At 42.6% G+C, this 14,235-nt stretch carries 19 protein-coding genes; 5 read left to right on the plus strand and 14 right to left on the minus strand.

Going from position 1 to position 14,235, the window contains the following annotated elements:
* Positions 1-55: 55 nt before the first annotated feature.
* The 4 genes from lexA to H8710_RS10935 form a co-directional block, all read right to left on the minus strand.
* On the minus strand, positions 56-637 hold the full coding sequence (lexA, locus tag H8710_RS10920; protein ID WP_249295630.1) for a transcriptional repressor LexA: 582 nt from the start codon (positions 635-637) through the stop codon (positions 56-58).
* Between the two features lie 14 nt (positions 638-651).
* Positions 652-1,314 (minus strand): potassium channel family protein, encoded by a 663-nt coding sequence (locus H8710_RS10925; protein WP_249295632.1) that lies wholly within the window; start codon positions 1,312-1,314, stop codon positions 652-654.
* Positions 1,315-1,364: 50 nt separating this feature from the next.
* Positions 1,365-1,982 (minus strand): potassium channel family protein, encoded by a 618-nt coding sequence (locus H8710_RS10930; RefSeq protein ID WP_249295634.1) that lies wholly within the window; start codon positions 1,980-1,982, stop codon positions 1,365-1,367.
* A gap of 703 nt (positions 1,983-2,685) precedes the next feature.
* On the minus strand, positions 2,686-3,333 hold the full coding sequence (locus H8710_RS10935; RefSeq protein WP_016439651.1) for a Crp/Fnr family transcriptional regulator: 648 nt from the start codon (positions 3,331-3,333) through the stop codon (positions 2,686-2,688).
* A 91-nt stretch (positions 3,334-3,424) separates the two neighbouring features.
* Here H8710_RS10935 and H8710_RS10940 point away from each other — a divergent pair, with 91 nt between their 5' ends.
* The 4 genes from H8710_RS10940 (at position 3,425) to hcp (ending at position 6,426) form a co-directional block, all read left to right on the plus strand.
* On the plus strand, positions 3,425-4,135 hold the full coding sequence (locus H8710_RS10940) for an ATP-binding protein (protein ID WP_249295635.1): 711 nt from the start codon (positions 3,425-3,427) through the stop codon (positions 4,133-4,135).
* Positions 4,136-4,148: 13 nt separating this feature from the next.
* On the plus strand, positions 4,149-4,481 hold the full coding sequence (locus H8710_RS10945; protein ID WP_118348728.1) for a cupin domain-containing protein: 333 nt from the start codon (positions 4,149-4,151) through the stop codon (positions 4,479-4,481).
* A 33-nt stretch (positions 4,482-4,514) separates the two neighbouring features.
* Complete coding sequence (locus H8710_RS10950; protein ID WP_121708404.1) at positions 4,515-4,697, plus strand: ferredoxin; 183 nt, start codon at positions 4,515-4,517, stop codon at positions 4,695-4,697.
* An 88-nt stretch (positions 4,698-4,785) separates the two neighbouring features.
* Positions 4,786-6,426, plus strand: coding sequence for a hydroxylamine reductase (gene hcp / locus H8710_RS10955; RefSeq protein WP_132093369.1), 1,641 nt, complete (start codon positions 4,786-4,788; stop codon positions 6,424-6,426).
* 286 nt (positions 6,427-6,712) lie between these two features.
* Here the strand turns inward: hcp and H8710_RS10960 are convergent, their stop codons facing one another.
* The 10 genes from H8710_RS10960 to H8710_RS11005 all read right to left on the minus strand — a co-directional run bounded on the left by H8710_RS10960 (position 6,713) and on the right by H8710_RS11005 (position 13,345).
* Entirely contained in the window at positions 6,713-6,949 is a 237-nt protein-coding gene (locus H8710_RS10960; protein ID WP_080907770.1) for a TIGR04076 family protein, read from the minus strand.
* Positions 6,946-7,764: a pyridoxamine kinase gene (locus H8710_RS10965; RefSeq protein ID WP_121708402.1), complete on the minus strand. Its 819-nt coding sequence runs from the start codon at positions 7,762-7,764 to the stop codon at positions 6,946-6,948. Before H8710_RS10965 ends, H8710_RS10960 begins: the two co-directional genes overlap by 4 nt.
* A 167-nt stretch (positions 7,765-7,931) precedes the next feature.
* Positions 7,932-8,306, minus strand: a complete 375-nt coding sequence (locus tag H8710_RS10970) for a TnpV protein (RefSeq protein WP_249295637.1) — start codon at positions 8,304-8,306, stop codon at positions 7,932-7,934.
* A 17-nt stretch (positions 8,307-8,323) separates the two neighbouring features.
* On the minus strand, positions 8,324-9,754 hold the full coding sequence (locus H8710_RS10975) for a MobA/MobL family protein (RefSeq protein WP_249295639.1): 1,431 nt from the start codon (positions 9,752-9,754) through the stop codon (positions 8,324-8,326).
* 186 nt (positions 9,755-9,940) lie between these two features.
* Positions 9,941-10,201, minus strand: a complete 261-nt coding sequence (locus tag H8710_RS10980; RefSeq protein WP_121708399.1) for a hypothetical protein — start codon at positions 10,199-10,201, stop codon at positions 9,941-9,943.
* Between the two features lie 76 nt (positions 10,202-10,277).
* A complete protein-coding gene (locus tag H8710_RS10985) occupies positions 10,278-10,511 on the minus strand; it encodes a complexin-2 (protein ID WP_181965803.1) in 234 nt (77 codons plus the stop codon).
* A gap of 97 nt (positions 10,512-10,608) precedes the next feature.
* Positions 10,609-11,751, minus strand: coding sequence for a helicase RepA family protein (locus H8710_RS10990; RefSeq protein WP_249295645.1), 1,143 nt, complete (start codon positions 11,749-11,751; stop codon positions 10,609-10,611).
* A complete protein-coding gene (locus H8710_RS10995; protein ID WP_117530918.1) occupies positions 11,741-12,076 on the minus strand; it encodes a plasmid mobilization protein in 336 nt (111 codons plus the stop codon). Before H8710_RS10995 ends, H8710_RS10990 begins: the two co-directional genes overlap by 11 nt.
* The gene (locus H8710_RS11000; RefSeq protein ID WP_121708397.1) at positions 12,066-13,157 is read right to left on the minus strand and encodes a site-specific integrase; all 1,092 of its coding nucleotides are present in this window, start codon (positions 13,155-13,157) and stop codon (positions 12,066-12,068) included. The genes H8710_RS10995 and H8710_RS11000 overlap by 11 nt, the downstream gene beginning before the upstream one ends.
* The gene (locus H8710_RS11005) at positions 13,157-13,345 is read right to left on the minus strand and encodes a transcriptional regulator (RefSeq protein ID WP_024739120.1); all 189 of its coding nucleotides are present in this window, start codon (positions 13,343-13,345) and stop codon (positions 13,157-13,159) included. Before H8710_RS11005 ends, H8710_RS11000 begins: the two co-directional genes overlap by 1 nt.
* A 179-nt stretch (positions 13,346-13,524) precedes the next feature.
* On the opposite strand from H8710_RS11005, the gene H8710_RS11010 reads away from it, so the two are divergent.
* On the plus strand, positions 13,525-14,058 hold the full coding sequence (locus H8710_RS11010; RefSeq protein ID WP_249295647.1) for a helix-turn-helix domain-containing protein: 534 nt from the start codon (positions 13,525-13,527) through the stop codon (positions 14,056-14,058).
* Positions 14,059-14,235 lie beyond the last annotated feature (177 nt).

Raw genomic sequence — 14,235 nt, forward strand, 5'->3', positions numbered from 1 at the left:
AAGGTCAAAAAACCTGGCCGATGGTGTCATCAGCCAGGCTTTTCATTGACGATCGTTAATAATTTCGTATCAACGAAACCACTTTTCCCAAAATTGTCAGCTGATCAACGATAATCGGCTCAAAATCCGGGTTTTCCGGCATTAGGCGGAAGGTCTTCTCGTCCTTGTAGAACCGCTTGACCGTTGCCTCATCTCCAATCAAAGCTACAATAATTTCCCCGTTACGGCAGGAAGGGCTTTTTTTGACGATAACAATGTCACCGTCCAAAATACCGGCGTTTTTCATGCTTTCTCCCCGGACATGGAGAGCAAAAAAATCTTTAGCGTCCCCCCGGAGATTGAAAACCGGAATAAAATCTTCTACTTCCTCTATGGCAGTTATGGGAATACCGGCAGTCACCGTTCCCAGAAGCGGGACGGTGATAGATCCGCTGGAAGGCAACTTGATGGTGCGTTTTTTAAACTCGTCTTTGACGATATAGCCTTCCTCGGTCAACCGTTTAAGGTAATAATGAACCGTAGAGGTAGAGGGAATCCCAACTTCACGGCAAATTTCCCGGACGGTGGGAGAGATATTGTAGTTTAGGATACACTCCCGAATGTACTCATAAATTTTTTGCTCTTTGTCGTTTAACATAAGGCCGCTCCTTTTTAGTCGTCAAGTCTCAGCTTATCCTTTATTTTATGCAGCACGGAGTTTTTTGCCATAATCAGCAGTTTATCTCCGGAATAAACGCAGGTGTTGCCGCGGGGAATAATGATTTCCCCCTCCCGGTCAATGGACACGATAATAGACTGGTCAGGCATTTTGATATCAGTGAGCTTTTTTCCGTCGTACTTGAAATCTTCGGGCAGCAACACTTCATTGAGGGAAGATTCTCCCTGGTTGAGGGACACCAACTGCCGGATACGAGAAAAATCCACCTCCCGTTCAATAAGCCGTGTGATGTTGTCGGTGCTGGATACCGTAATGTCGATGCCCAGCTTTTTCATGACTTCGGCGTTTTTGGGGTTGTTGACCTTGGCGATGGTCCGCTTAGTGTGGAACATCATCCTGGCCAGCTGGCAGGTGATCAGGTTGTTTTCATCCTGCCCTGTGACGGCAATGAGGGCATCTGCCTGTTCGATGCCGGCGCTGACAAGCATTTCGATAGCGGTTCCGTCTCCGCAGACGATGGGCGCGTCCAAATCATCTGCCAAAAAGGCGCAAAGTGCTTTATCAATTTCGACGATTGTCGGTTCATGGTGATGTTCAATCAGCGTTTTGGCTAAATAATAGCCCACTTTTCCGCCGCCTACAATCACAATTCTCATATCTATTTTCCAGACCTTTCCGGCCGATATCCAGCCGATCAAATTCGCAGTTAACTAATAATTTTCGCCACTACCAACTGGTCGGTGGCCTGTAAAATGACATCCGTCTTACTGGTAAGCACCATAGTCCCGTCATTATGGAGGACAGCGAACACCGCCTCCTGCTCACTTCCTTGAATTTCATCGGTGTGGACGCCGATGAGCCGTTTAGGAACAGGAAAGGTGTGAAAATCCACGGGATTGCACTCAAATTCCACACTTTGAAGTTCCTGTTTAAGCAAGGCGCTTTTGACGGAATCTACGGTGATATTAGTGGGGCAGATGGTGTTTAATCCGAAATGGCGGAAGACATTTTCCCGCTTAGGATCGTAAATACGGGCTATAACGGTGCCTACATGGAAAAACTCTCGCGCAAGCTGACACACCATGATATTGACATTGTCGTCTCGGCTCACCGCTGCGACGGCGTCACAATTTTCGATGCCTGCTTTCCGCAGAACGTCCTGGTCGATGGGCACCCCCACCGTAATATAGCCGCTGTAATCTTCGGGGAGCAAATCAAAAGAACTTTCATATCGGTCGATAATGGAAACATCATGGCCCTCCCGGCTTAGCACACCCGCCAGAGTAGAACCCACTTTTCCACAGCCGACAATCAATATATTCATGGCAAAGGTCCAGCCTTTCTCAAAAACACTCTTAAAATATAAAAAATCCGGCATCCTGTTCCTTGTAAAAATTTACGCCGATACTAATAGGATACCCCCTATTTAGTACCATTGTAGAAGCTTTTTTAAAAAAAGTCAATAGATACCCGCACAGTTGTTTGATAATATGAACTATCAGCACATAAAGTTTTCACAAACTTAGTGTAAATGAGTATCGTCAGATCCACAATAACATGTAAGTACGATAGGTTTTAATTATTCTGTTTGTGGACAGAATTTTAAAGAATATCTAATAATGACGAGTATCCCCTGTCCTATTACAGTTTTAATTATGCCGCATTTTATTTTGCATGGCAAAGCAGCTTTTATCAAGTCAGTACAATGGAATGTTGTCGCGGAATAAAAATAAACCCGTAAAGTCCATGCCTATCGGACTTTACGGGTTGCTTTAAAGTGTTATTCCCACTCGACAATTACTAATCAATTTTGTTTAGAGATTATTCTCTGTCGTGTTTACAGTTCTTTTGATTATTTGATTTATCCATATTATCCTGCCTATACAGGCTAATGTTATCATTTTGTTATCGGTGTTGATAACACTTGCTCTGTAACTGTGGATAATAGCACTATATTCTATTTCAGATCATAAGCGATTTTGCTTAAAAAATCAATCCCTATTCAAATTCATACCATTCCTTAAATCTCAGTCTTTGAGCAAAATACGATTTTTTTTGTATTCAATCATGCCATCTTTCTGCATTTTAGAAAGCTCGTTGCACATAGTACTGCGGTCAACATTCAAGTAATCTGCTAATTGCTGGCGGTTATATGGAATCAGAAAAGAATTGCTTCCGGCATGTTTTGCGCATTCTGAAAAATAAGACATCAATCGGCCTCGTATGGATTTGGAACTGGTGTGCAAAATCCTTTGTGAAAGTTGCAGACTTTTATGAGCACAGACAGTCAGTAGATTTCGTGCAAGGTTTGTATGAAAAGGGCAGGCGTTTGTGCAGGTAGTCAGAACACGTCCCACATTCATAAACAACACAGAGGTATCTTCCACGGCAGACACTGTAACCAGCATCGGCTGTCCCGGAATACAGGCATATACCTCAGCAAATACAGAGCCAGGAGCAACACTTCCTAAAATGCTGGTATTCCCCCAAATATCGTTACAAGATATCATTGCCATGCCTGACAGCACAATGCCGATATTCTCTATAATACTCCCTTCTGAAAGAATTACTTCTCCTTTTTTATAATTGCGTTTTACACTATTCAAACAGCTTAAAAGTGAGGAGATGTCATCTTCTTCTAACCCACGGAATAGCTGCATATCGGATAATTTCATATTTTTCGCCCTTTCGTTGTTAAAACAACAGATTTCTATTTTTGATTATAATATACTATGCCCAGAAAGACAAGAGAAAGGATAGTATAAAATGATTCGAAAAATTATCCAAATAGATGAAAAAAAATGTAACGGATGTGGTGCGTGTGCCGAAGCTTGTCACGAGGGTGCAATCGGCATGGTAAACGGCAAAGCAACACTTCTGCGAGATGATTATTGTGATGGTTTGGGAGATTGTCTGCCAACCTGCCCGACAGGTGCAATTTCCTTTGTGGAGAGAGAAGCTGCCGCCTATGATGAAAAAGCTGTGCAGGAAAATATGAGGAAAAAAGCGAAAAGCAATCATGCCGCTGTTCCCCATACAGGCTGCCCCGGCAGTCGAATGCAGCGTATTCAACATTCACAAGAAACAACTCCGTCTGCCCGGGTACAGACAGAATCACAGTTGGGACAATGGCCATGCCAAATCAAACTGGTACCGACTAATGCACCATATTTTGACGGCGCAAAATTGTTAATTGCAGCGGATTGCAGTGCATACGCCTATGCCAGAATGCACGAGGATTTCATGCGTGGGAAAATTACGATTATCGGCTGCCCAAAGCTTGACAGCATAGACTACAGCGAAAAGCTGACGCAGATCATTCAAAACAACAATATTCAAAGTGTAACGGTTGTACGCATGGAAGTTCCCTGCTGCGGCGGACTAGAATTAGCTGCCAAAAAAGCGTTGCAGGCAAGCGGAAAATTCATTCCTTGGCAGATTGTTACGATTTCGTTGGATGGTAAAATTTTGGAATAAAAGGAGAGATACTATGAGTAAAAAAATGAAAAACATCGCTCAATCAGAAGTACTGACGCTGAGAGAACAAATTTCCTATCAGGAGGGGCAGATTGTCAGCAAAACTTTGACACAAAACCAGGCATTAAGTATTACCCTGTTCTCATTCGCAAAAGGTGAAGAGATCAGCACCCATGAATCGGGTGGGGACGCCTTCGTCACCTGCTTGGATGGTATCGGAAAAATCACGATTGATGGCGTTGAATATCTGCTGCACGAAGGAGAATCTATTGTCATGCCAGCAGGCCATCCCCATGCGGTATATGGGAAGGAAGCGTTCAAAATGCTTTTAGTAGTTGTATTTTAATCAAACGCAAAATTGACAAAAGAAGGTGATTTTATGAAAGCAACAAAAGTAGATAAGGATCTCTGCATTGGCTGTGGGCTTTGCTGTGGGATCTGCGGCGAAGTTTTCCGTATGAACGAGCAGGGAAAGGCGGAAGCGTATCAACGAGCAAACGCTGAAAATCAAGGTGCTGTACAGGAGGCCGCCGACTCGTGTCCTGTGTCTGCAATCGCCTAGGAAGATTAATTCAAACGTGTCTATATGCTTTTTTGATCAAAAAGAAACCACATTATTTCAAATTTTAATAGTTTTTAGGAGGTATATTATGGAACAAAAAATGTTTTGCTATCAGTGTCAGGAAACCGCCGGGTGCAAGGGCTGCACCATGTCCGGCATATGCGGAAAGAAACCTGATGTAGCGGCCATGCAGGATCTGTTGGTCTATGTTACAAAAGGAATTTCGGCTATTACGACTGCATTGCGTCAGGAAGGTAAACAGGTCTCTGCAAAAATCAATCACTTGATTACTCTGAATCTGTTCACTACCATTACCAACGCAAATTTTGATAAAGAGAGCATTGAATCAAGAATCCGTGCTACACTGACCGAAAAGGAAGTTCTGCTAAAGCAAGTTACCAATCTGACTGTTCTGCCTGAAGCCGCAAAATGGAACGGAGCTGAAAACTGGGAAGAAAAAGCCAGAACTGTCGGTGTTCTTTCTACCGAAAACGAGGATATTCGCTCTCTGCGCGAGTTAATCACCTACGGTTTGAAGGGACTTTCCGCTTACTCGAAGCACGCAAATGTGTTGTTGGAGGACAACGATGAAGTTGACGCATTTCTTCAGAAAGCACTGGCTGCCACGCTGAATGATAACCTTAGTGTAGAAGATCTGATTGCTCTAACAATGGAAACAGGAAAATACGGAGTATCCGGTATGGCAATGCTGGATAAGGCTAACACAGACAGCTATGGAACCCCCGAAATTACAAAGGTAAATATCGGTGTCAGAAAGAACCCCGGCATTCTGGTATCTGGCCACGACCTGCGCGATTTGGAAATGCTGTTAGAGCAGACACAGGGAACTGGAGTGGATGTGTATACACATTCCGAGATGTTGCCGGCTCATTATTATCCCGCTTTCAAAAAATATCCTAACTTTGTTGGTAATTATGGGAATGCTTGGTGGAAACAAAAAGAAGAATTTGAATCCTTTAACGGGCCTATTCTAATAACAACCAACTGCATTGTTCCTCCTAAGGATAGTTACAAAAACAGACTTTACACTACCGGTGCTGCGGGATATCCGGGATGTACACATATTCCGGGAGAAATTGGCGAACAAAAAAATTTTTCTGCGATTATTGAGCATGCAAAAAAATGTGTCGCTCCGAGTGAAATCGAAACCGGTGAAATCATCGGCGGATTTGCCCATGCGCAGGTTCTGGCTTTGGCAGATAAAGTTGTAGAAGCTGTAAAAAGCGGTGCAATCAAAAAGTTTGTAGTTATGGCGGGCTGTGATGGTCGAGCAAAGAGCCGCGACTACTATACAGAATTTGCTAAGGCTCTACCAAAGGATGCTGTCATCCTTACTGCCGGTTGTGCAAAATATAAATATAACAAGTTGTCTTTAGGCGATATCAATGGCATCCCACGTATTCTGGATGCAGGTCAATGCAATGATTCCTATTCCCTTGCTGTTATCGCTTTGAAACTCAAAGAGGTCTTTGGACTTGACGATATTAACGATCTGCCAATTATCTATAATATCGCATGGTACGAGCAAAAAGCTGTTATCGTTCTTCTGGCTCTTTTATATCTTGGCGTGAAGAATATCCACCTTGGTCCTACACTTCCAGCATTTCTCAGCCCGAATGTTGCAAAGGTCTTGGTCGAGAACTTCGGCATTACAGGAATTGGCACCGTGGAAGATGATATGGAGAAGTTTTTCAGTATTAACGCATAAATAATACTCCGTCAAAAAATAGATCCAACAGGCATAAAGAAACCTCGGAAACCCTTGTAAAATGGGCATCCGAGGTTTTCTGTCTGTTATTCAAACTCAATTAAACAAATTGCAATTTATTAAATGAATACATTTTATCTTTAAACACGGGATAATAATTTGCACGATTGTTAAACACATAAATTTCGCCAATTCGTGATAAATCTTCTCTTTTTGCTTTCCTAATATTCATACTGTAACCTCACTACTTTAATCTCACTACAAATTCTAATTTGTCAATTATCTATTAATCTACCTTCTCAATTTTGAACACATTTATTGTATCTACATCCGGGCAACAGAAGACATTGCTCTTTAACTCGCCACCATAGCGTAAGATATCAATCATAGGAAAAAGAACGTGAGCAGCCATTGGACACAACTTCCCTCTTTCTGTGTCAAAATCAAAAGTATCTCCAACCTTGTGTCCTCTGTGGCAAGGACAAGTACCTTTTTGTTCTACCAAAGTTATTTTAATCTTCATAATTTCCCCTCGCTTATGTAACGCTCGATATCAACACCGAAAAATTTTTCTTTCTTATCGAGGTTATCTATAATAATGATTCTTACCGTTTCCATTGCGTGTTTGGTGGCATCATACAACGACTCACCGTTCAGCACGTCGCTGACAAGAACTGCGGAAAAGATATCTCCTGTTCCAGGGAAACGAACGTCTATCAGTTCAAATCCAATTTTGAAGTTCTCATCCTTTGTGTGGTCATATCCAATAACGCAGTTTTCACCATTCACAGAAGTGCTTGTAATGACAACCGATTTACCGCCAAGCTGACGCACTCTCTCAATCAATTTATCTGCTTCATCCTGACTTAAAGTATCTCTGCTGTAAAAACGATTTGTCAAGAAACACGCTTCAGTGAAGTTAGGAATCAGAATATCGGCGTGTGAACTAAGTTTTCTCATAATCGCCACGTTATTATCAGTCATACCATTGTATAGTTTTCCTTCATCACCCATAATTGGATCTACAACAACCAACAAATTGTCTGTGTCTTGATTGTTGATTAGTCGCTCAACAATGTTAATTTGTTTAGGACTAACCATAAAACCCGTGGAAATACAATCAAATCTAAAGCCAAGATCGTGCCAAATATCAACGGTCTTTTCCATATAATCGGTGGTATCTAGAATATCGAACTTTCCGAAATCAAGAGTATTAGACACCAACGCAGTTGGCAATGAAGCGACATCGATCCCTTTTGCAGAGAGGATCGGTATCATTGCAGATAAAGCAATTTTTCCCACACCGGGCATATCATTTACACAACATATTTTTTTCATAACAATTCTCCTTTTTATTAAGTCAACACCATTTTATTATAGTTAATATTCTAAATATCATCGACAAATTCCAATTTATCTCTTTATCATAATTATACATCAGCCACCCACATTGTAAAGCCAAAAGCAAGCCGTTTTTAGACTTGCTTTCCACCATACACCTTTTCTTATTGATAAATCACCTCATTATCCACAATCTCCCTCGCACACGCTTGTATATTGTTCATTCTCCCTACCCATTCCATCTGATTTTCTGCCTTTAACTGTTCCGTGATCCCCTGTGCCTGTTTCATCTGCTCTACAATCCTTTCAAAGCGTTCCTGTGCCTGTTCTTCTATATCAGCCAAATAATCATTCAACCTTCCACTTGTAAGCAGATTCAGATATACACCCCTGCGATATTCTTTCAGATAGCGTAAATGCCTTTGTCCCCATACGCCGATAAATCTCTGTTCTTCCTCCGGCAAGGTAAGACAGGGGATAAGATAATCCCCATGTCTGATATAAGTGCCGCCCATTTCTTCAAAAATTGTTTTCTTCATAATCATTTCCACCTTTCTTATCGTTCTCTATCCATAGATTTTCTCTTGACTAACCGTTTCGGCTGCTGTCTGCCTTCCTGCTGATAGCGGTGCAGCTTTTCCAGTACACTCGCTTTTTTCGGCTGTTCTAACGGTTTCTCTTTTTTCTGTTCCGTCTGCTTTTTCCATATCCTTAGTTCTTCGTTGTATTCTATAATCAATTCTTCTGCCTTGTTATAAACCTTCTGAAAGGCTTGTACATTGGGATAGCCTTCCCGTTTTACGATCTGTTCCATACTCTTGTGCAGACGCTTTTCCAAATCCTCTAACAATTCAATTTTCCCTTCCAGAGATTTTCGTTCTTTGCCTTTAAAGAACCCTCGCAACTCTGACAGTTGCTTTTTCAAAGAAGAAATATCCTGCTGTGTGCGTTTTATCTCCCTTGACTGTCCCTGCAAGTCATGCATGACCTTCTGCATATCTTTCCACTCTTGCAAATCAATCTTTGGTACAGGTTTCGGCGGCAGCTTAAATTTGAAAATCACTTCCTGCAAAAAGTCTTTTGCCCCTCGGATAATCTGACGGAACATATCCGGCAGCCAACCGTGTGTCCTGATAGATTGCAGCGTTTTGTCTGTGATTTTTTCCTGCTTAATCTTCAAAATATCTTCTTCAGGAACACCCTCGACTAATGCCACATCAACTGTCCGATTCCATTCCTGCCTTGCCGCATTGTCTGCCTTTATCTCCTCTGCCTTCGGATTGTTCTTTCCGATTTTCTTCGTTGCCAGATAAACGCCACCCTGTTGGAATACCGATAATTTTTCTGATTCTTCTTTTACATAACAGTTAATTGTATCTGTAAATAGTTCTTTCACTTCTTTGGTAAAGGCTTTGTTCTTAAACCATTCATCCTTTTTCGAGAAAATATGACTTTCATATACTTTCCCTTTCGAGATAATACTGCATCCGGCTCTGATATTTCCCTGCTCGTCTAAAATCTCTTTTTTCGTGCGTCTATGCTTTCCCTGCTCATCATAAAACATATTTCGGGTGGCAATCTTCACTTCGGGCTGTTCCAACATTTTCCGTTCACTGAACACCAGATGAATATGATAATTCGTCTTTGTCTTGTTGTGATGAAGAGCTGCGCTGCATTCCACACCATATCTTTTATGAAAAGTTTCCGTAAAAAACCTTACCATATCATCTGCCCTGTACTGAACAAAACTTTCGGGAAGTGCAATGATAAATTCACGCCCCTCGATACATTTCCCTGCTGAACCACTCGCCTTAAAGTCTAACTGATTTTCTCTTGCAAGACGTTTCCAAAACTCCGGTGTTGCCCCTTTTGTCTGATAGGTCGCATAGAGATATTCCTGTCGTTTCGGATTGGAGATATAATCAATCCTTCCTGCCACGTCGGACAGCTTACTTTGTCTGATAAATGAATGTCTGCCTATAAGCATCCTCCTTCCTCGGCTCTCGCCGGCTTTGCTGTGAGTAGGTGCATAGGCACCTGTTTACGAACTTATCCGCCTGTCGGCGGCTTGCCCCCTGCAAGGGCGAAATACGCAGAGCATAAACGAAGTTTGTGCGATGGGTGTATTTCGCTCTCAAACGCCGAGGGCTTGTTTTTGTTTAACACAATCCGATTACTTCTCGGACTCACATTTAGATTTATGGGCGTATCCGCCCTTTTTATCTGCCCGTATCCGGGCTGTTTTTTCTATGACTGACAGCAGATGATCTACGGTACTTTCTTCCCATCCGGCAAGCCATATCAGAGTTTTTTCCTCCGCTTTTGTCAGCTCCACGTCTGCCAGTACCTTGTTCATTTTTTGTATCTGCCTGCCCTCCATCTCATAAAAGAAATCATTCATGTTTCTGCTTTCTCTTTCCGGCTGCTTTAACATCTGCAACACTCCCTTCCTGCCTTGTCTGTTATTTACAGGGGTGTGGCACACCCCTGTCCTTATCATCAAGGAAGAATTACCAGCGGAAACTCTCCGACACTCCTCGCCTGTCCAGATATTCTTTTCTTGCCTGTTCTCGTTCTTCCTCTGTCGGTGCAGTTTTTGATTTTCCAAAAAGATCACGCATGACCATCTTGTCCAACTTTTTCTCCAACTCCTTCTTAATTTCTTTTTCGCAACTCTCATCTTCCATCAAGTGGAAGCGGAGCAACTGCATAAATAATTCCTGTGATATTTGCACATTTCTCATCGTATCCCATCCTCTCCGTGACGGTATGTGACAGTTGTGACGGTTATTTCGATACCGCCCCCGCTGTCAAAAATACCGTCACAACCGTCACCAACTGTCACGCTGTTTCCGTATCGTCTTTCCAAAACCGTATTTTTCTTCCATCGTGGGTACGGTTGCTCTTATAATAAATGCCATGCTCCGCATACAATCGCCCTGAAAGAACATTCAGTTTTCGTGTGATGACATGGGGCTGAATTTCTACCTTTATCAGCGAAACCAGTTCCGTTGCCGAGCCTTCCCAAAAGGATTTATCCTTCATAACAAGTTCAGCAATCTCATCCAGTAAAGGTTCCGGCGGTTCCTTCCACAATTCTGTTTCTGCCCTTTGCAGCTCCCACAACAAGGTTTCTGTGTTGCGGATAAGGTATAGCTTTTGGTCTTGCTGATCCCTGCCCGATACTTCCAAAGTTGCGGCATTGCCTGTCCGTTTTTCTTTCTGAAGGAGAAACGCCCCATCCGCCGCACCGAGCAGTCCACTTGTTCCCGAAATCATATCAAACTTATCATCCGCCGTCTGTTTCCTTGTGTGGTGTACAAGCAGGATACAAAGACCGTGGGTGTCCGCAAAGCTTTTCAGCCTTGCCATAATCTGATAATCGTTTGCATAGCTGTAATTATCTCCGCCGACTTCCCGCACCTTTTGGAGCGTATCAATGATAATCAACTTTGTGTCTGCGTGTTCCGCTACAAACCTTGCAAGCTGTTCATCCAGCCCTTTCCCTAGCTGACTGGCAGAAACAGAGAAGAAAAGATTATCCGCACTCTCTGTTCCAAACATCCGATACAGACGTTCCTGTAAGCGGCGGTAATCATCCTCAAGGGCAAGATACAGTACCGTTCCTTTTCGGGTGGTATAATTCCAAAGCGGTGTGCCTGTGCTGACATGATAGGCAAGCTGTGCCATCAGAAAGCTCTTTCCCAGTTTTGGAGAACCTGCAAAAATATAAGTTCCGGAATAGAGCAGACCGTCGATCAACGGCGGCTTGCTCTGGTACTGGGTGTCAAACAGTTCATTCATGGAGACTGCTTTGAGATAGGAGGGGTCTAAACTCAACTGGATTTCTCTCTGCATTTCCTCAAAACTCTTGATATTTTCCTCGCACTCGGATATACTACTTTTAGTGTTTTTGAAAATTGGCTGCTCCGTATCTGCGCCAACAGATACATTCGGGGCAGTCTTTTCTTTTTTATTCTCCATTCTCATTCTCTCCTTTCAGACCGCCAAGAATAATGGCAATCAGTTCAATTACATTCATCAGTTCCTCATCCACGCTGCTCCCTGCTTCAATCCGCTTTAACTCTGTAAGGACAGCGGCAAGTTCCAGTTTGAGTGCCTTATACACTCTCGGATTGCCCTGTACCACCACATCCTGATTCAGACAGCGGCGGTAACAGTATTCCTGTTTTGGCAATCCTGATAAGGCAACCGCCTTGTTGATGCGTTCATTTTCTTCAGGAGATACCCGAAATCCTACTGTAATGTTTCTCCAACGGTTTTTGTTATCCCTGTTCTTAGCTGACATTTGCAATCTCTCCTTTCTCCAAATCATCTAATCTATCTGCCATTTCCACCTGTTTAGATGGGAACAGATGAGCGTACTGGTAAGTGATGTCAATGCTTTCATGCCCCACACGGTCGGCAATCGCCACCGCTGAAAATCCCATATCAATCAGTAAACTGATATGACTGTGACGGAGATCGTGAATGCGGATACGCTTTACGCCTGCGGCTTCTGCCCCTCTGTCCATCTCGTGATGAAGATAACTTTTGGTAACTGTAAAAATGCGGTCTTTCTTCTTCAATCCGTAAATCATACCCAGATATTCCTGCATTTCCTCACAAAGGAACTTCGGCATTTTGATTATGCGGTTGCTTTTCTTTGTTTTCGGTGTAGTAATCACATCTTCTCCGTGTAGCCGCTGATAAGATTTGTTGATTCTGACCGTTTCTTTCTCAAAATCGAAATCCGCTGCGGTCAGTGCAAGCAGTTCCCCTTCTCGGATACCGCACCAGTAGAGCATTTCAAAAGCATAAAAGGAAACAGGCTTGTCCATCATCTCAAAAGAGAATTTCTTGTATTCTTCTTTTGTCCAAAACAGCATTTCCTTGTGTTCTTCACTTCCCATATTTCCCACCTTTGCGGCAGGATTGGAACGCAACTCATAGTAACGTACCGCATGATTAAATATGGCTGACAGTTGATTATGCAGCGTTTTCAGGTAAGTCTGGGAATAAGGCTTTTTCTTCTCATCCCGATAGGCAAGCAGTTCGTTCTGCCATGTGATAATCTCCTTTGTGGAAATCTCGCTGATTCTTAACTTGCCAAAATACGGAAGTATCTTCGTGCGGATGATATGCTCTTTTGTCAGCCATGTGTTCTCCTTCAGACGAGTTTTCACATCCCGAATATACAGCTCGGTAAAGGCTTCAAAGCTCATATCAAGGTCAGACGCATTCTGTAACTGAAACATCCGCTCCCATTCCTGTGCTTCTTTCTTGGTAGCAAAACCACGTTTACATTTCTGCTTACGCTCGCCTTTCCAGTTCACATACCTCGCCATCACATACCATGTTCCATTGGCTTCATTCTTAAATACCGGCATTACTTTTCCTCCTTTCCTGCTCCGTAGAGCCTTTCATAAAAATACTGGCGGTTTACACGCCCTGTAATCGTAATAAAACCTTTGGCTTTCAGTTCCTCATTCAACTGCCGGATTAACTTATAAGCATAAGGCTTTGATACGCTTAGTTCCTGTGCCACTTCTTCGGCACGAATAAATTTGTTCTCCATAGGTTGCCCTCCTTTTCATCTAAACTTATTTGTTTAATTTTGAACTCATTATACTAAGCATATTTGTTTGTGTCAAGTGGTTTTCGGAAAACATTAAACTTTTTTGTTTTGTATTATCTTGACTTCGCCTAAACATATCTGCTATACTGATTACAATACATATACAAGGAGCGATGATTATGGCGATTGGAGAGAGAATACATTTTTTCCGCATTCTGCGTGGAATGACACAAAAATATCTTGGTACGATTGTCGGCTTTCCTGAGCGAAGTGCCGATGTGCGTTTAGCACAATATGAAACAGGGACAAGAAAACCGAAAGCGGAACTTACTGCTGCATTGGCACAGGCACTTGATGTTTCCCCTCATGCCCTCGATGTACCCGACATTGACAGCTATATCGGACTGATGCACACTTTGTTTACCCTTGAAGATTTATATGGTCTGACTGTCAGCGAAGCAGACGGAGAAGTCTGTCTGAAAGTCAACAAGGACAAAGGAAAAGACGCTCACGAACTACTGAAAATGCTCTATGCTTGGAAAGAACAGGCGGACAAGTTATCTTCCGAAGAAATCAGTAAGGAAGAATACGATAACTGGCGTTACCACTATCCAAAGTTCGATACCACACAGAGATGGGCGAAAGTGCCATCACAGGAACTTAGTGATGCCTTAGTCGAAATGTTCAAAGATCAACTCAAACCAAATAAATAAAGACGACAAAAAGCCCTTAGCCATGAGTTTCATACCCACAGCTAAGGGCTTAGTTTATAATATGGATTTATTTGTTGCACAACCGCCTGTCAATCATTCTCTAACCATAAAACCACCGGATTACAAGAATAATGGCTCTTATGCAACTGTTATCAATTTGTTATCAAAAGACTTTTT

This window comes from Fumia xinanensis, assembly GCF_014384905.1.
Classification (GTDB): domain Bacteria; phylum Bacillota; class Clostridia; order Oscillospirales; family Ruminococcaceae; genus Fumia; species Fumia xinanensis.